The sequence below is a fragment of the Salegentibacter flavus genome (assembly GCF_900115145.1).
In the GTDB taxonomy this organism is placed as follows: Bacteria; Bacteroidota; Bacteroidia; order Flavobacteriales; family Flavobacteriaceae; genus Salegentibacter; species Salegentibacter flavus.
The window spans coordinates 111254-127821 of sequence record NZ_FOVL01000012.1 but is presented as its reverse complement, the minus strand read 5'-3'; the positions used below and the strand labels follow the sequence as shown (position 1 = coordinate 127821).

At 38.0% G+C, this 16568-nt stretch carries 18 protein-coding genes; 12 read left to right on the top strand and 6 right to left on the bottom strand.

Features of this window, described 5'->3' with window-relative positions:
* Positions 1-625 precede the first annotated feature (625 nt).
* The 4 genes from BM266_RS10755 to BM266_RS17250 are packed head-to-tail and all read left to right on the top strand — an operon-like array spanning position 626 to position 2325.
* Positions 626-1351: a type IV toxin-antitoxin system AbiEi family antitoxin domain-containing protein gene (locus BM266_RS10755; RefSeq protein ID WP_093409404.1), complete on the top strand. Its 726-nt coding sequence runs from the start codon at positions 626-628 to the stop codon at positions 1349-1351.
* The gene (locus BM266_RS17260; protein ID WP_217648154.1) at positions 1348-1554 is read left to right on the top strand and encodes a nucleotidyl transferase AbiEii/AbiGii toxin family protein; all 207 of its coding nucleotides are present in this window, start codon (positions 1348-1350) and stop codon (positions 1552-1554) included. Before BM266_RS10755 ends, BM266_RS17260 begins: the two co-directional genes overlap by 4 nt.
* Positions 1541-1984: a nucleotidyl transferase AbiEii/AbiGii toxin family protein gene (locus BM266_RS17255; RefSeq protein WP_217648153.1), complete on the top strand. Its 444-nt coding sequence runs from the start codon at positions 1541-1543 to the stop codon at positions 1982-1984. The genes BM266_RS17260 and BM266_RS17255 overlap by 14 nt, the downstream gene beginning before the upstream one ends.
* A gap of 41 nt (positions 1985-2025) precedes the next feature.
* Complete coding sequence (locus tag BM266_RS17250) at positions 2026-2325, top strand: hypothetical protein (RefSeq protein WP_217648152.1); 300 nt, start codon at positions 2026-2028, stop codon at positions 2323-2325.
* A gap of 12 nt (positions 2326-2337) precedes the next feature.
* On the opposite strand, the gene BM266_RS10745 is transcribed toward BM266_RS17250, so the two are convergent.
* From BM266_RS10745 to BM266_RS10725, 5 genes are all read right to left on the bottom strand, one after another.
* Positions 2338-2547: a tyrosine-type recombinase/integrase gene (locus tag BM266_RS10745; RefSeq protein ID WP_093409401.1), complete on the bottom strand. Its 210-nt coding sequence runs from the start codon at positions 2545-2547 to the stop codon at positions 2338-2340.
* Positions 2548-2590: 43 nt separating this feature from the next.
* On the bottom strand, positions 2591-3964 hold the full coding sequence (locus BM266_RS10740) for an AlbA family DNA-binding domain-containing protein (protein WP_093409399.1): 1374 nt from the start codon (positions 3962-3964) through the stop codon (positions 2591-2593).
* 73 nt (positions 3965-4037) lie between these two features.
* Entirely contained in the window at positions 4038-5243 is a 1206-nt protein-coding gene (locus tag BM266_RS10735) for a site-specific integrase (RefSeq protein ID WP_175494791.1), read from the bottom strand.
* A 463-nt stretch (positions 5244-5706) separates the two neighbouring features.
* A complete protein-coding gene (locus BM266_RS10730; protein ID WP_093409394.1) occupies positions 5707-6069 on the bottom strand; it encodes a hypothetical protein in 363 nt (120 codons plus the stop codon).
* A 339-nt stretch (positions 6070-6408) separates the two neighbouring features.
* Entirely contained in the window at positions 6409-7551 is a 1143-nt protein-coding gene (locus BM266_RS10725; RefSeq protein WP_093409391.1) for a porin, read from the bottom strand.
* 409 nt (positions 7552-7960) lie between these two features.
* On the opposite strand from BM266_RS10725, the gene BM266_RS10720 reads away from it, so the two are divergent.
* From BM266_RS10720 to BM266_RS10700, 5 genes are all read left to right on the top strand, one after another.
* On the top strand, positions 7961-8749 hold the full coding sequence (locus BM266_RS10720; protein WP_093409389.1) for a universal stress protein: 789 nt from the start codon (positions 7961-7963) through the stop codon (positions 8747-8749).
* Between the two features lie 12 nt (positions 8750-8761).
* Entirely contained in the window at positions 8762-10591 is a 1830-nt protein-coding gene (locus BM266_RS10715) for an SLC13 family permease (RefSeq protein ID WP_093409386.1), read from the top strand.
* Positions 10592-10610: 19 nt separating this feature from the next.
* Positions 10611-12245, top strand: coding sequence for a phosphoenolpyruvate carboxykinase (ATP) (gene pckA, locus BM266_RS10710; RefSeq protein ID WP_093409384.1), 1635 nt, complete (start codon positions 10611-10613; stop codon positions 12243-12245).
* 509 nt (positions 12246-12754) lie between these two features.
* Positions 12755-13027 (top strand): DUF2971 domain-containing protein, encoded by a 273-nt coding sequence (locus BM266_RS10705; protein WP_093409381.1) that lies wholly within the window; start codon positions 12755-12757, stop codon positions 13025-13027.
* A gap of 563 nt (positions 13028-13590) precedes the next feature.
* Positions 13591-13878: a hypothetical protein gene (locus BM266_RS10700; protein ID WP_093409380.1), complete on the top strand. Its 288-nt coding sequence runs from the start codon at positions 13591-13593 to the stop codon at positions 13876-13878.
* On the opposite strand, the gene BM266_RS10695 is transcribed toward BM266_RS10700, so the two are convergent.
* On the bottom strand, positions 13856-14449 hold the full coding sequence (locus tag BM266_RS10695) for a riboflavin synthase (protein WP_093409377.1): 594 nt from the start codon (positions 14447-14449) through the stop codon (positions 13856-13858). The genes BM266_RS10700 and BM266_RS10695 overlap by 23 nt on opposite strands.
* 59 nt (positions 14450-14508) lie before the next feature.
* Here BM266_RS10695 and pdxA point away from each other — a divergent pair, with 59 nt between their 5' ends.
* From pdxA to rpmF, 3 genes are all read left to right on the top strand, one after another.
* The gene (gene pdxA / locus BM266_RS10690) at positions 14509-15555 is read left to right on the top strand and encodes a 4-hydroxythreonine-4-phosphate dehydrogenase PdxA (RefSeq protein ID WP_093409375.1); all 1047 of its coding nucleotides are present in this window, start codon (positions 14509-14511) and stop codon (positions 15553-15555) included.
* 97 nt (positions 15556-15652) lie between these two features.
* Positions 15653-16186: a YceD family protein gene (locus BM266_RS10685; protein ID WP_093409372.1), complete on the top strand. Its 534-nt coding sequence runs from the start codon at positions 15653-15655 to the stop codon at positions 16184-16186.
* 9 nt (positions 16187-16195) lie between these two features.
* Positions 16196-16393, top strand: coding sequence for a 50S ribosomal protein L32 (gene rpmF, locus BM266_RS10680; protein WP_093409370.1), 198 nt, complete (start codon positions 16196-16198; stop codon positions 16391-16393).
* Positions 16394-16568: the final 175 nt, after the last annotated feature.

Genomic DNA, 16568 nt, shown 5'->3' with positions numbered 1-16568 from the left:
CAGGATTTGTAATGACAAATGACTTTGTCGCAAAATCCCTGAAATTTGCGGCAAATGGCCTGAAACCCCCAGTAAAACTAAAGAAATTTGCGGCAAAGTTTCAAAGAGAATTGTATATTTTTTTTAAATTGAGTGGTGAAATACTGTGAGATTTCCAGTAAATGCGCTGTGAAGCCCTGAAAACAGGCAAAAATTTACTGGAAATGTAAAAACATAAGTAGGTTGCGCCCTATGCTGTTTTTACTTTACGCTTAACTTCCCGTACACTATAAAAACAGCATAGGATCCAGCGCAGGTAAGTTATGGTAGATTTGGGGGCGATATTATCTAAAAGTAAGCTCGTTAATTTATGTTTTTAAGAATACTTATAGCAAGGAATGTCGGTTTTGTAATATTTGATCAACATATTCACTAGACACTTCTATGATTTTAAAAGTCTTACCAATTCTATTAATAGTATAATTGTATCATCGGAAATTTCGAAATTAAAAGCTAGAATAATAAAAACAAAAAATAGTAACCTGCTACCATTTGGCGTTGGGGGGCGGAATACTTATTTGAAAATTGTCCAGTTTTTTGTTTAATAAACTGGACAAAATATTATCTTTGAAAAAAATTAGAATACTTGAAAACTACAGAATACATAGCTAATACGATCAATAGATTCCCTAAAGGTTATATTTTCACCTATGAGGATTTTTGTATAGAGGTGGAAAAAAAAGAAGCTGTAATTAAAGCCTTAAACCGAATGGTGGAAGCAGGTAAAATCTCTAAATTATCAAAAGGAAAATATTACAAGCCGGAAAAAACGCCATTTGGAGAATTGCAACCGGATCAGGAACAAGTTGTCAAAGATCTATTGGAAGATGATGGAAAGGTTATAGGCTATCTTACGGGTTATAGTATTTATAATAAATTAGGTTTGACCAGTCAGGTAAGTAATACAATTCAGATTGGGAGAAATCAAATCCGGCCAAAGCTAAAAAGAGAACGTTACACCATTTCTTTTATAAAGCAGAAGAACATAATCACCAGGCAAAATATTCCTTTACTTCAAATTTTAGATAGTATAAAGTACATTAAAAAAATACCTGATAGTTCTATAAAAGGATCTTTAGAGCGGCTATTGAAAATAATAGAAAAATTACCAGATAATGATAAGAAGGAACTAGTTCGACTATCTTTAAAATATCCTCCTTCCACTAGAGCACTTCTCGGTGCAGTGCTACAGGAAATAAACGAAGAGTCAATTACAAAAACTTTAAAAATTTCCCTAAATCCAATTACAAAGTATAAAATTCCCGGGGCTTCTAGAGCATTGTCAAATACAAATCTTTGGAACATTATATGAAACTTCATCAGGATAAAAAGCTGTTTAAGCAAGCCATACAATTTACTTCTGACCAGATGCAAATACTGCCTATATATGTTGAAAAAGACTATTGGGTAACCTATGCACTCTTTACAATCTATAATCACAAGGTAGGGAAAGATACTGTATTCAAAGGAGGTACAGCCTTGTCAAAATGCTATAAGATCATTGAAACTATCTGAAGATATTGACTTAGTAGTACTACGAAATGAAGGAGAGTCCAATAACCAACTAACTTCAAAAATTAGAGAAATTAGTAAAGTGATTAAGGAAGTTTTACCGAAAATTAATATTGAAGGGCTTACTCAAAAAAGGGGCATGAATCGTAAAACCGCCCATTCATATTCTAAGGAATTTAAAGGTGATTACGGTCAAGTTAGAGACGCCATTATAGTTGAAGCCACCTGGTTGGGATATTTTGAGCCATATACAAAAAAGAAAATCTCTTCATTTATCGGGGAAATAATGATTGATAATGATCAAGTCGATATTGCAAATGAATATGAATTATTGCCTTTTGAAGTTTTAGTACTGGAACCTACAAGAACAATTTGCGAAAAAATAATGAGCCTTGTGCGTTTTTCATATAGCGTAATCCCGTTGAAGATTTAAAGAAAAAAATAAGGCATCTATATGATTTGTATAATCTCTTATTGAAAAAGGAGTTTGTAGACTTTTTTAATTCGAAGGAGTTTGAGGATATGCTTATAAAAGTTGCCAGAGATGATGTAAGAAGTTATAAGAATGATAATGCATGGTTAGCATACCATCCTTCAAAAGCTCTCATATTTAGTGATTCAAATAAGCTATTGATAGAGCTAAAAAAAGCTTACAAGGATGAATTTCAAAATTTAGTCTATGGGAAATTTCCCGATGAAAAAGAACTGTTTTTGACTTTAAATAATATACGGAATAGATTGCTTACTATTAAATGGGATGTCGAAGTAAAATGATAATCTTACACTTTATTGTAACAATAACTCACTCGCCTCATCCAATATGGCGGTGTCAAGTTCTTTGAGATATGCCTTGGTGGTTTTTACATCCTGATGGCCTAAAGATTCACTTATAATATCGGTTCCGGTACCTTTTTGCTTTAGGCAATTTGCAAAACTATGCCTGGCGACATAGCTGGTTACCGGTTTATTAATTCCTGCAATGTTAGCCTGCTCCAAATGGGTTTTTTATTTTAACCTTCTCTTTATTTGATTGTCAAATTTAATTTTGGTGTTTTATCTTCCAACGCCCACCCTGTGAAGGTCCAATCCGTTCAATATGGTTATTTTTCTTTAAAATCGATAGATGATATTCCACCCCTTTTTCGGTGATGTTAATTGCTTCGGCCATTTCAGGAATAGTAATCTCATTGTTATCTGCTATTAAAGCCAATATTTGATCTCTTGTTTTTCCCCTAGTTTTTCCCCTAGTTTTTCCCCTAGTTTTTTCAGATACTGGAGTACGTTTCATAGTTATTGTAAAAATGCCATCAATGTTGAAATCAGGTTTAGGGAGTCCAGCTTCTTTCAGACTTTCTTTTATCCTACTAATGCCTGAACCTATTTGTTCAACCATATGAATTCGTTCGAAAAGTCCGAAAACCAGTGGGTTTCTGCTATGACTTTTTTTGCCGAAATCTTTGGGTGAAATAGCACTTACCAAACCTCCCGGATTTGAAATTTCTACGCGGTCAGGATGAAGTTCTATGGTAATTCTGGCTCCTTTATCATAATAATCACGGTGCGCCAGAGCATTGATAATAGACTCCTTAAAAACAATTTCAGGGATCTCCCAATGTTCTTTCCTGGGACCTGAACCTTCGATTTCATACCTTATATTCAGCTTAGAGCGTAACCAGGACATTGCATCCCGGTATTGCCACATGAGGGGGCCAGTAAAGACCTTATCGTCTATAATCTCAGCCTTTGATTTTGTATTAAAAGCAATCGCCCTTATCACTGCTTTTTCAAAGAAGGTTTCAGGTCGTTTTGCGAAAAACAATACCGCTCCGTTTTTGAAACTATCATCTTCGAGCTGAAGTTTAAGATTGCTTAGAATTTGTTCACGGTTTATGTCGGGTGATAATCGAGCCATAGATCTGAATTCATTAAAGTACTCCGGTTCTAAATCCGTGGAAACTTCAAACTTTGGGCAGGGGCTTTCATCGAAATAAATGCGATCGGCTTGCTGGAAAAAATCCCTCATTTGTTCCACAGAGGTTATTTTTTGAGTATTGGGCCCCTGCCGTATATAAATAGCTCCGCTTAATGTGTAGGGCTTTTGTGGACCGGAGCTCACTTCGATAACCCAAATTTCTTTTCCATCTATATGCACATTATAAAATGGACAATGTAATTGCGGATTGATGAGCTGAAGTGAATCCTGGATAGCGGAGCGCTTAATGTTATTTAAAGAAATGCCTTTAATCTCATTATTATCGTTTACGCCTAACAGTAATGTGCCTCCTGCGGCATTAGCAAAAGCACAAATCTCTTGGGAGATCTCCCTGACTTTTCCTGGAAGTTTTTCTTTGAACTCAGCGTTATAACCTTCACCGGCTTCAACTATAGCTCTTATTTCTTTATCTGTTAACATCAATCTTTTCTTTGAAATTGAATATAAAGTATAACACTTGGGAATACTCCTGTTTATATGGTAAATTTTCCTCTCACGGTAACAATAACTCACTGGCTTCATCCAATATGGCCGTGTCAAGTTCTTTGAGATATGCCTTGGTGGTTTTTACATCCTGATGGCCTAAAGATTCACTTATAATATCGGTGCCGGTCCCTTTTTGCTTTAGACAATTCGCAAAACTATGCCTGGCGACATAGCTGGTAACCGGTTTATTAATTCCTGCAAGACCCGCCAGCTCTTTTAGGTCTTTATTGAATTTTTTTAGTGTTTTCCTTTTTCTGTCATTTAATTGAGTGGGGGTGAGGTTTTCTCTAAGGATTATAGGAAAAATGTATGGTTTATTATTCTTAGCGTAAAAGTCCAAAATATCCTTCACCGGTGGCATTATCTTGATGATAAAATTTCCTTTGGTTTTTGATCGGGTATAGTGAATTCTGTCGCCAGAAACATTTTCCCACCTGAGTTTCATCATATCGGCAAAATTCATTCCCCTGGTATAGAAGCTAAAAATAAAATAATTTCTACTGTTAATTAAATGGGGCTTATCACTCAAATCTAAATTTTGTAGGCTATGAACCTCTTCAATGTTAAGTGCTTTTTTAATCGCTTTACCTTTGAGCTTGGAAATTTTATAGTGCTTAAAAGGGTAAAGTTTTTCATCAATGACACCTCTTTTAATAGCCACATTGAAAATAGCCCTTATAGCTCGCATTTTAACTCCAATACCACCACCGCTTCCACCTTTATTCCGAAGGTATACTTCATACTTATCTAAAAAGGTAGGGGATACTTCGTTAAAATGTAAAGACTTCTGTTTTGCGAATTTCTGCACTGAATTTTTAGTGTGATGATAAACATCTGCATTACCCATTCTACCTGCTTCTTTCATTTCGTCAATAAGCTCCTCCCAAAATGAAAATATATTTGAAGCTTCGGGATTAGACTGCACTCTAAATTTCCTCTCAAAGTCATTTAGGGTATAGAAATCCTGAGCCATTTCCAAATCACTAATTACCTCCAATGCTCGATCCTCAATTTTTCCTAATAATCTGTTTGATTTGAGTTGCTGAGTGTGTTTCTTATTAAATCTTCCTACCTTAGAATCCCATTCATTTATATGGACTTCAAATGGGGTCCTAAAAAATTTGGTTTTTCGGTCTTTGGTAACCCTTAATGAAATAGGAAATTTCCCATTCAACAATTGTTTTTTCCGAAGTATAGTTTTGATTGAAGCCATAATAAGGGTTTTGGCCGAATATGGGTACAACATAGGTACAACAAATTGGCAGTTAAAGGTAATTTAAAGAAACTAAATTAAAAATTAAATTATCTAAAATATTGATAATCAAATAAATGAAACTAAATGAAAATTTTTGGTGTTTGATTTTGCACTTCTCATAATCAAGGGGTCCCTGGTTCGAGCCCAGGTGGGACCACGAAAAACCTCGCATTTTGCGGGGTTTTTTTATGCCCTTTTTTGAGTTTAAATCTATTTTTCCTTATAAAATAATCCCTTACTGCGTCGAGCCCAGGGCTTGTCCCGAGGTAATCGGGATGGGACCACTTTTAACGCTTGTGAAGCCCTATAAACAAAACGTTTGTAGGTTTTTTTTATTTCAGGGGGCGGAAAGAGAGACGGAATAATAGATAGATTCGAGATTTTTAAGGAATTTAATTTTCCGCCGTCTTTATTCTGAAATCTACTTTTCCGGGTCCTTTTGTGCAGTTTTCAATTCATGGTATTTGGTGATATACCTTCCAAAGAGGTCACGCTGCAAATAATCATCAGGAGTAAAACTTAGTACCTTGGCAGGAATAATTATAGGATCCGTCACCACTCTCGGAATTTCCATAGTCATTTCGTAAATCATTCCTTCGTTTAAGAAAGTGTTTATTTTATACCAGGCGTCCAGCCTTCCGGAAGAAATAATAGTTGAATTTCCTTCTGTTTTTACAGCTACCACGCGTTCTTGCACAGTACGATAATCATTATTCACAGAAGTATCTGTGCTGGCACAGCTAACAAGTAATAAAATTGAAAAAAAGTAAAAAATATTTTTCATAATTAGATAAGGTTTTAGTTAAAAACATAAATAATCAATAATTATACCGTCTTTTGCTTGTGGAGATTTTCTAGAAACAGAAAAGATCAATCGATCTAATATAAATCTGCTTATATTTTGTAATGTAACAACGGCTTTCAATTTAAATTAATCATTTTAATTTTTAAGAAATGGTTGCTCCCTGTGATCTTTAACCTCAAACTCTTTTAAAATCGCATTTAAACGCTTGAATTGATCTGTGAACTCTGTAGTAGTATAAAAGTCTGTATAAAGCTCTGAAATGCGTTAAGAATAGTTCCAAACTTTGCATCATTCTTTGTTAAGGCTCTATTGAACTGGCTAATAAGTCGCCTGAAATTGTATTAACATTTTACTGGAATCGTATTGTGGGGTATCAGGTAGATTTCGTTTATAATCATTGATTACTCCTACAAGGGATAATTTAGCATCGTAGTTTCCGGCAAATACCAGGCTCAGCATTGGTACATAAGTCATAAGCTCATCATTTTCAACAGAAATATTCCTGTCCAGGTATTCCTGCCTGAAACTTAATTCCAAGGCTCTTAAACGCGGGGCATGAAGCTGATACCTCAATCTGTAAAGAAAATAAAAGCCTTTTATCCTGTAATTGTCAAGATTTGGGAGAGGTTCTTCAGAGCTACGAAATGCCTCAAAATTTGTCCCTTTTTTATATTCCGCATTGACATCAAGATCAAACCTGTTTCCCAGTGGTTGTTGAAACTGCCCGTCTATTCCATAAGCATTGGCTTCTTGTCCTTTATAATTGCCTTTGCCAGCATTCAATCCAATTTTTAGAACTGGAACTGGCATATATTCAAGGCGTAATGTGAAATTTTTAGAACTGTCATTATCACCATTTATGTTTTTATTATTACCATTATAAACCGTAAGATAATAGGATAAAATTTTTGATTCAAGGGAACCAAAAGCAGCAGCTCCTATCTGGAAACTTTGCCAGCCGTTTCTACTAAAAAGGGAATACTGCCGGGACCAGGCATAAGAACTTTCAAGCTGAAAAGGATGCATATCTTCCAGCCCAAAAAATGGCCTGAACTGGCCCAGCATCACATTAAAATAGGAATTATGCCGGTAGCTTACAAAAGCATTTTCCAATACTTTCCCACGTACTTGCTCGTTTTTAAATTCTGCTAAATTTACCAGAATGGAAGTCGAAATCCTGTCATTAATCAAGAAAGTTGTTGATAAACGTACGTATTTCATTTCAAAGGAGTTGTTCACGAGACCTTCATCCTCTTCTGTATAGTGCTGCCCCAGATAATTTGTATCACTGTTCAGGGAAGCTGTATACCTACCTACAACAAGCGCATTTAATTTGAACTTTCTTTTGTAGGAAGAGTAATCATCAATCAGGCTATCATTTTGCGCAAATGCATAATTACTTAGAAGCATGGCAAAAATTATAGTAATTATTGAAGTACTGTACTTGGAACAGGTTTTCATAACATGAAATTCAGGTTAGGGACAGGAGAAATATTCTTAGGTAAAGGTATGTACTAGAGAAAAGTTAAAAATTGATGATAATCAGTTCCGGCATCATTTTTTTCTTTTAGAATGGAAAAAATTCATCCCTGAAACCCCATCTCATAATTTCACATTTTAATGTTAAAATTATGGTCTGAGATTTCCCCTTCAACAGGTTTTTTTGAGCTTCGTCTAACTACAACGTTTTCGCTAATAGCAAGGGTTTACAGCGTGTTTGCATTCCATTCTAACTATTTGAAATATGACCGTCGTCATATTTTCAGGGGGGGAGGTAAGGTATCTTTAGTTACTTTCTGAAACCAATATTTTTTGTATAAGGCTCTTAAGGAAAGTAGAGTACTTTTTATAACCGCTTAAAACCACAATCATGAAAAATTTATTAATCCCCTTCGACTTTTCTGATGTTTCAATGAATGCTCTGGAGTATGCCATGAGATTTGCAGCCAGATGCGAGAAAGCCACACTCAACTTGTTATACATTTCCGATTCAAAAATGGAAAAGGATAAAGAAAAAGAGTTGAAAAGTAATTTTGAGGAACTACTGAGAAAATATCAGGGCGCTGGTGAACCTCCTATAAGTTATCACTTCCGAACCGGAAATTTCACGGATGCTATAATTGATATCCATAAATCTCTGGATATTGATCTTGTTATAATGGGTACCAGTGGTGCTGAAGAGGGAGTAGAATCTCCGGTGACCAGAACCTCCAGGTTCGTATTGGAAGCAGATCTGCCTGTGTTGGTAGTGCCTGTGAGCAATAAATACTTTAAATTGGACAAGATATTGCTTGCATTGGGAGAAGATGTGATGCATGACACTTCCACATTAAATCTGTTACTGGATGTTTCCAGTAGATCCAAGGCAGAGGTAGATGTGCTCACAGTAAGCCGTAACCCGGAAAGCGCAGGATATTCTGAAGCCGATGAAAAGAATGAGAACACCCTGCAGTATTATCTTGAAATGTTTTACTCCCACCATAGCTTTGCAGAAAATGAAGATATCCTGAAAGGTATTGATGATTATATCAAAAAGCATGATGTGGATCTATTGGCCATTATGCCTAAAACCCATGCCACAACCGGTTCCCCATCGAAAGGAAAATTAACAAGGGAGGTGACTTTAAAGAGTGAAATTCCTGTCCTGGTGTTGGATTAATCCTGCAAAAAGATGTACCTGCTTCTAGCTATCCTCGCAATCACCATAGTGCTCTTTGTCTGGGATAAATATCCTCCAGATGTGGTAGCTCTAATGTCTATGTTGGCCCTGTTCCTTTTCGGAATCCTTGACCTTTCTGAGACACTTAGTGGATTTAGTAATCCTACGGTTATAATGATTGCGGCCTTGTTCATCATTGGAGAAGGACTTTCCAGAACAGGTTGGACTGCCCTGGCCGGCAGGAAGTTTGTTAAGCTTGCAAAAAAAAGCAACAACAAACTGCTTATACTTATTACACTTGGCTCCGGGTTGCTTTCAGGAGTAGTGAGCAACACCGGAGCCGTAGCCGCCCTTATGCCTATGACGGTCTCTGCGGCCTGGACTGCTGGAACCCTGCCTTCCAAATTACTTATCCCAATGGCCTACGGCTCCAATACAGGTGGCCTTCTCACCTTAACAGGTACTCCCCCAAATATCATTGTGAGTGATACGCTCATCCAGAACGGAATGGACGGATTTTCCTTCTTTGAATTCAGTCTCATAGGGATACCTTTACTTATTATTACCTTGTTGTATTTCAGGTATATAGGGCAAAAGCTTTTACCTGCAAGAGAGAGTAAAGACCGGCCCATAAACATTGATTCTGAAATGCATAAGTGGATTGAGGATTACAGTATTGGGCATAATTTATACCGATTGAGGATTAGATCCATGTCTCCGCTTCTTAATACCAGGATAGCGGAATGGAATCTTGAAGAAAAATATGGTGTCTCTATTGTAAGGCTTAGGCGCAGACATTCAAAACCTTTTAAAAGGCAATCCAAATTTGTGGAGATCCCGTTGCAAGGAACTAAATTGCTGTATCATGATATTATTATCGTAAAGGGAAGCACAGAGGCGGTAGATAAGCTAATCCTGGATTTCAACCTTGTTATCATTCCAAATGATAAAGAGCTTAAAGAAGAGTTGATAAATCTGGAAGTGGGAATGGCCCAAATGGTGGTCACTCCCAGTTCACGGCTTGTAGGGCAAACCGTCGCAATGGGTACTTACCTGGAGCAAACCGGCATACAATTACTGGGAGCCTCCCGCGGGAACAAACCTTTAACGGAAAGTAAAATAAAGATCCATGCCGGGGATAGTTTTGTAGTACGAGGTCCTTGGAAGAAAATAGATAACCTGAAATCCATTCATGAAAACCTGGTAATTGTTGGTAGCCCCGAGGCCATGAGTAAAGATGTGGATATGCTTAGCTACAGGTCTTTTATTGCAATGGGAGCCCTGCTGATGCTTATACTCCTTCTGGTCTTTGATGTGATGCCGGGATCTGTAGCGGCTTTAATATGTGCAGGAATCGTAATGCTTACCGGCTGTGTTCCCATAGCCAAGGCTTACAGCGGCATAAGCTGGACCAGTGTGATAATGATAGCTGCAATGATCCCGATGGGACTGGCTTTACAAAAAACCGGCCTGGCGCAAATAGCAGCCAATGGGTTAGTAAATTCCCTGGGAGCCATTCACCCTACTGCCCTTCTTGCGGGGATATTCCTGGTGACCTCTCTTTTTAGTCAGGCCATCAGTAATTCGGCAACGGCCATTCTTATGGCTCCTATTACCTTATATGCTTCCGGTAAGCTGGGATTATCTGTAGAACCTTTTTTGATGGTGGTTGCCGTAAGCGCCTCTACTGCCTGTTTAACCCCTGTTGCAACCCCAACCAATGCAATGGTAATGACAGCCGGGAATTACAAATTTGCCGATTATTTTAAAGTTGGAGCCCCCCTTCTTTTATTGCTTTTCATTACAACGATTATCCTCGTGCCACTAATATGGCCTTATTAATATGTTTAAATCTTAAATTATGGAAACACAAGTCAAAAATTCCGATGCCACTATTTTAAAAAAATACGGATTAAAAGACGCTGTAGCCCACCGAAACCTTTCCGGAGAAGAGTTACAGAAGATCACCGTAAAAAATAACTGGGGTGTAGAAACAGAAAACGGCACATTAGCCGTTAATACCGGAAACTTCACAGGACGATCTCCGCAAGATCGCTTCCTTGTAAAAGATGATTACACAAGCGACAAAGTCTGGTGGGGCAAGATCAATAAATCCATTTCTCCAGATAATTTTGATCTTCTTTATGACAGGGTCACTGCTTATCTTAGCGGGAAAGAGGTCTACGTGCACGATGGCTATGTTGGGGCTTACCCTGAATACCGGCTTAATGTACGTACTATTGCAGAGTATCCCTGGTCTGCCTTCTTTGTAAAAAACATGTTTCTTCGCCTCAATGATGTGGAGCTTAAAGATTTCACTGAAGACTGGCTGGTAATTTGCGCCCCCGGTTACGTAGAGCAGGAACCTGAGAGGTACGGCTTACGGCAGGGAAACTTCAGCATTCTTAACTTCAGTAGAAAAATTGCCCTGATAGGAGGATCGGCTTATACAGGGGAAATGAAAAAAGGCATTTTCTCTGCACTTAACCTCATTCTGCCGGTCGAGAAAGACGTATTGCCCATGCACTGTTCTGCGAACGTTGGAAAAGATGGGGATACTGCAATTTTCTTCGGACTTTCCGGTACAGGAAAAACCACTCTTTCCGCAGATCCTGACCGCAGGCTTATTGGCGATGATGAACATGGGTGGACTGCGAAAAACATCATTTTTAATTTTGAAGGTGGGTGCTATGCTAAGGTTATAGATCTTACTGAAGATAAAGAACCGGATATTTACAGGGCTATTAAACCCGGGGCAATGCTGGAAAATGTGATTTTTAAGAAGAACAGCAGGAAGATAGATTTTGAGGACAGCAGTATTACCCAGAATACACGGGTAAGTTATCCCATAGATCATATTGAAAATATCCAGCAGCCGTCCTTCGCAGAAAATCCTACCAATATCTTTTTCCTTACCTGTGATGCTTTTGGGGTGCTCCCCCCGGTTTCCAGGCTTACTCCCGGGCAGGCTGCCTATCATTTTATATCAGGTTATACCGCAAAGGTAGCAGGAACAGAAGCCGGCATTCATGAGCCCGTTCCCTCTTTCTCTGCATGTTTTGGTGAACCTTTTATGTCTTTGCACCCAACGGTTTACGGGGAAATGCTGAGTAAAAAAATGACTGAAGCAAATGTAAAGGTTTGGCTTATAAATACCGGCTGGAGCGGTGGTCCTTTTGGGGTAGGTTCCAGGATCAAACTTAAATATACCCGCGCCATGATCTCAGCTATTCTTGAAGGAAAACTGGAAAATGTGGATTTTAAAGTTCACCCCATTTTTGGTCTTCATATGCCTGTTTCCTGCCCCGGGGTTCCTGCAGAGACACTGGACCCTATAAACACCTGGGAAAACAAGGGAGCTTATATTCAAAAGGCAATACAGCTGGCCCACTCATTCCACCTGAATTTTGAAAAATTTGCAGCAGAGGCTTCCCCGCAAATTCTCACGGGAGGTCCACTTATTGATGAACACCACCACCTGGAAGAACATTTTTAAATCAGGGAGAAAAACAACTACTTAATTAGCAATTTTTTTAAAAAGCTTTGGATAACCACTTACGGATGTCCAAAGCTCTTTTGTATTGACTGAACTTGGTTCCTCCGTAAACAAGTTCGCTATTAATCCCGGGAATAAACAGTACGGTTGTGGGGCTTTTTTTTATTTCAAGTAACCAATCACGGGGATGATTAATTTTTCTTTGGGGACAAACATTCTAAAACAAAAAAGGAAAAGATTATATTTAATGATGAAATTGACAACCTCACTATGGAAAATGGTATAACCTTCGATAATAATCTGATTTTTAAATATGGCACCTCGATCATTTAGAAGATACACTTATTCATAATAGCATCGGATTTAGTAAACCTAGTAGATTCAATGATCCTTTTGAAATTGCACATAAATTCCTTAGTTCAGTATCTGGAGAAACCTATAAAAAAAAGAGAGAATATCTTCAAAATATCGAGATAAGTTGTTTTAGCAGAACTCCAAATGAACCACTTATGTGGAGTCATTACGCTGATAAGCATCACGGGGTGTGCTATATCTTTGATGAATTAGAATTAGTGATGTATGGGTTATGTTCTTCTTTTAATGATGTTACTTATTCAAATCACTTTCCTTCTATTTATAAAGATCACCTATCTACTGAAACTAATTTTAAACGGGAATTAAATAGAGTGGTTTTTACTAAATCTTTAAATTGGGCTTATGAGAAAGAGTATAGGATTACCTTAAATGCTGGAAAAGAAAAAAAATTAGAAGAAGTAGCTTAAAAGGAATTATCTTAGGTTTTCGTGCAGCAATTGAATATGAGAAGAGGATTCTAGAGGTAGTGGATAAAGCTAACAAAAAGCGAGATGATATAATTAAAATCTATTATGCTAATCTTAGTACAGAGAAGTATGAAATGTTTATAACTGAGAAACCCACTAGAATAGTTGCTGAAAATATTAAAATTGTGAATTCCTAAAATTGGGACTGGAGGTTGCTCTTGGGTAAAGTTGGATTAAGACGAAATTAACTGATGAGGATTTAACACCAGCTTGTCAGAGTCCAAATCCCTTACGAGACCAACTCGGACACCTTTCACCGACTTATATAAAAATTTCACCGACTTTTTTTGATTATCAGCCACTTATGCTGTAAGTTTACTCTTGTTGAGTTTGGGCGTAGCCGAAAGAGAAACTTTAACGTTTGTATATAAAGGTGAGCTGGTTTATTCTACTATTTTTTACTTTAATTTTGTTATTGGGATCCCCAAGTCCCCGGTTATATAAAAGCATTACCCCTTTAATTTTTTTGTGATTTCAAGGAATGTATTACATTACGCACGTCTATGAGGGTAAATTATAAATACGGAATAATAATTTCAGCCTTCCTGCTGTTCTTTTCCCTTGAGGTGTTCACACAAACCGGCCCCCCGGAACCGCAAATGAGCCAGGGGAAGGGGCAGGGTCCACCCTGTGCACCTAAAGGTGATGGTAGTGGAGGTTTTCCTAACCCACCCCCACCGGGGCTTTGTCTTCCCATTGACGATTATATTCCCTACTTGCTAGTAGGGGGAATGCTTATTGGTCTTATCTATACTACCAAAAAAGTAGCTAAGCCTGGCGAAGTTCGTTAAGGCGTTTCACGTATTTCCCAATAACATCGAATTCCAGGTTCACTTTGTCACCTTTTTTTAAATATTTAAAGGTGGTATGCTCATAGGTATAAGGGATAATGGCTACGCTGAATTCATGCATTTTGGAATTCACCACCGTTAAACTCACCCCGTTAATCGTGATAGAACCTTTTTCAATGGTGATATTCTGTTGTTTGGGGTCATACTCAAAAGTGAATTCCCAGCTACCTGCTTTTTCAAGCACATTTTTACATACAGCCGTCTGGTCTACATGACCCTGCACGATATGACCGTCCAGGCGGGCACCGAGTTTCATGCCTCTTTCCAGGTTGACGAAATCACCAACTTTAAGATCGCCCAAACTGGATTTTTCCAGGGTTTCCTGGATTGCGGTTACCGTGTATTCTTTGCCTTCTATATTTACTACGGTAAGACAAACCCCATTATGGGCCACACTTTGATCTACTTTTAATTCTGAAGTAATTTGAGCCTTCACTTTTATATGCAGGTTGCCATTCTCTCGCGTTAGCGCGGTGATCTCACCTGTTTCTTCAATGATTCCGGTAAACATGTTGTAGAATATTAGTTACATTTGTGATGTAAAAATAGAAATAAAAAGCCGGGAAGTATATGAAACACGCTGAAAAGGTAAAATTAGGAATTAGCATAGGAGACCTTAATGGAATTGGTGGTGAGATAGTCCTTAAAACCTTTGATGACTCCCGGATGCTTGATTTTTGCACTCCGGTGATTTTTGCTAATACCAAAACCCTGAATTTTATAAAAAAACACCTCAGGCTCTCCCTTAATTTCCAGGGGATAGATGAACCTTCTAAGGCCATAGACGGAAAGATTAACGTGTTTAATGTCTGGAAGGAAAATGTGAATATAAATTTTGGCCAGGAAGATCCTAAGGTGGGAGAGTATGCCTTCAAGTCGCTGGAAGCCGCTACGGCCGCGCTAAAGGCAAATGATATAGATGTATTGGTTACGGCGCCCATCAATAAGCATTCTATCCAAAGCGAAAAATTTAATTTCCCTGGCCATACCGATTATTTGGCGCAGGAGCTTAAAGGCGAAAGCCTTATGTTTATGATAAGTGATGAGCTTCGGGTAGGACTTTTTACAGATCATGTGGCCCTAAGGGATATTGCCAATGTGATCACTCCTGAACTTATTGAGAAAAAAATAAGATTAATACAGAACAGCCTGATACAGGATTTCAGAATATCAAAACCAAAGGTTGCGGTGCTGGGAATAAATCCCCACAGCGGAGACCAGGGAGTAATTGGCAAAGAAGATGAAGAAATAATGAAGCCTACACTGGAAAAATTGCGGGAAAAAGGAGAGCTTGTTTACGGCCCTTATTCGGCCGATAGTTTCTTCGGATCTAAAAACTACAAGAATTTTGACGCGGTTATTGCCTCTTATCACGACCAGGGGCTTATACCTTTTAAAACACTTTCCTTCGGAAATGGGGTTAATTATACCGCCGGTTTAAGCAAGGTGCGAACCTCACCCGATCATGGTACCGCTTTTGAAATTGCTGGTAAAGGTGAAGCTGATATCAATTCATTTAAAGAGGCTGTTTTTAAAGGAATTGAGATCTATAATTGTCGTAAGGAATATGCCGAGCTCACCAGGAATCCGCTTAAAAAACAACGCAAAAAGATATAAACAAAAATTTGTTTATAAATCATCGTTAATTTATTAATTTTTATATCTTTGCACCCGCCTTATCCTGAGGGAATAGGCGCTCGAAACTGATGATGAAATGAGGAAACTAGCGAAGTATACAATCCCTTATGTGGGATTAAAGCTGGGGAAACACCGGTTTGAGTACGAGATAGATAATGCGTTCTTTGAACATTTTGGGTACGAAGAATTTAATGATGCCAGGCTTAAACTGGACCTGTTGTTTGAGAAGAAAACAACAATGTTAGAGCTAACATTTGCCGTGAGTGGAACTGTGAATGTAAATTGCGACCTCACCAACGAGCCATATGACCAACCTATAGACGGGGAGTTGTTTTTGGTGATTAAATTCGGCGACGAGTATAACGATGATAATGAAGACCTGCTTATTTTGCCTCACGGAGAATATGAGGTGAATATACAGCAGTATATTTATGAGCTTGTCGTGCTCTCTGTGCCTTTAAAGAAAGTTCATCCGGGCGTTGAAGACGGTACGTTGAAATCTGAAGTACTTGATAAACTGGACGAGTTCAGCTTAAAAGAAAAGAATAAAGAAGAGGAACAAACAGATCCTCGATGGGATAAATTAAAAAACTTATTAAACGATAAATAATAGCAAGCCATGGCACATCCAAAGAGAAAAATCTCTAAAACCAGAAGAGATAAAAGAAGGACACATTATAAAGCTTCGGTACCTAAAATAGCTACCGATCCTACTACAGGCGAAGCACATTTGTACCACAGAGCACACTGGCACGAAGGTAAACTTTACTACCGCGGTCAGATTTTGATTGACAACACTGAAGAAGTTGAAGCTTAATTATTTAGAGCTTCCTTAATTATAGAAACTCTCACCTTGTGGGAGTTTTTTATTTTAAGTTGAATAAGTCCTAAAAAGGCCTTATTTTGCACCCCCCGTTAAAGTGATTTTTAGTACATTTCTTTAGCGGCTTTTGCCCTAAAATAGGGAGGAAAGGTGTTTAATTTCGATGTTT

Coding starts and splice junctions, on each gene's coding strand:
- BM266_RS17260 (WP_217648154.1), top strand. CDS start 1,348: ATGAAACTTCATCAGGATAAAAAGCTGTTTAAGCAAGCCATACAATTT.
- BM266_RS10740 (WP_093409399.1), bottom strand. CDS start 3,964: ATGTTAACAGATAAAGAAATAAGAGCTATAGTTGAAGCCGGTGAAGGT.
- BM266_RS10735 (WP_175494791.1), bottom strand. CDS start 5,243: ATGGCTTCAATCAAAACTATACTTCGGAAAAAACAATTGTTGAATGGG.
- BM266_RS10730 (WP_093409394.1), bottom strand. CDS start 6,069: ATGAAAAATATTTTTTACTTTTTTTCAATTTTATTACTTGTTAGCTGT.
- BM266_RS10725 (WP_093409391.1), bottom strand. CDS start 7,551: ATGAAAACCTGTTCCAAGTACAGTACTTCAATAATTACTATAATTTTT.
- BM266_RS10720 (WP_093409389.1), top strand. CDS start 7,961: ATGAAAAATTTATTAATCCCCTTCGACTTTTCTGATGTTTCAATGAAT.
- BM266_RS10715 (WP_093409386.1), top strand. CDS start 8,762: ATGTACCTGCTTCTAGCTATCCTCGCAATCACCATAGTGCTCTTTGTC.
- pckA (WP_093409384.1), top strand. CDS start 10,611: ATGGAAACACAAGTCAAAAATTCCGATGCCACTATTTTAAAAAAATAC.
- BM266_RS10705 (WP_093409381.1), top strand. CDS start 12,755: ATGTGGAGTCATTACGCTGATAAGCATCACGGGGTGTGCTATATCTTT.
- BM266_RS10700 (WP_093409380.1), top strand. CDS start 13,591: ATGAGGGTAAATTATAAATACGGAATAATAATTTCAGCCTTCCTGCTG.
- BM266_RS10695 (WP_093409377.1), bottom strand. CDS start 14,449: ATGTTTACCGGAATCATTGAAGAAACAGGTGAGATCACCGCGCTAACG.
- pdxA (WP_093409375.1), top strand. CDS start 14,509: ATGAAACACGCTGAAAAGGTAAAATTAGGAATTAGCATAGGAGACCTT.
- BM266_RS10685 (WP_093409372.1), top strand. CDS start 15,653: ATGAGGAAACTAGCGAAGTATACAATCCCTTATGTGGGATTAAAGCTG.
- rpmF (WP_093409370.1), top strand. CDS start 16,196: ATGGCACATCCAAAGAGAAAAATCTCTAAAACCAGAAGAGATAAAAGA.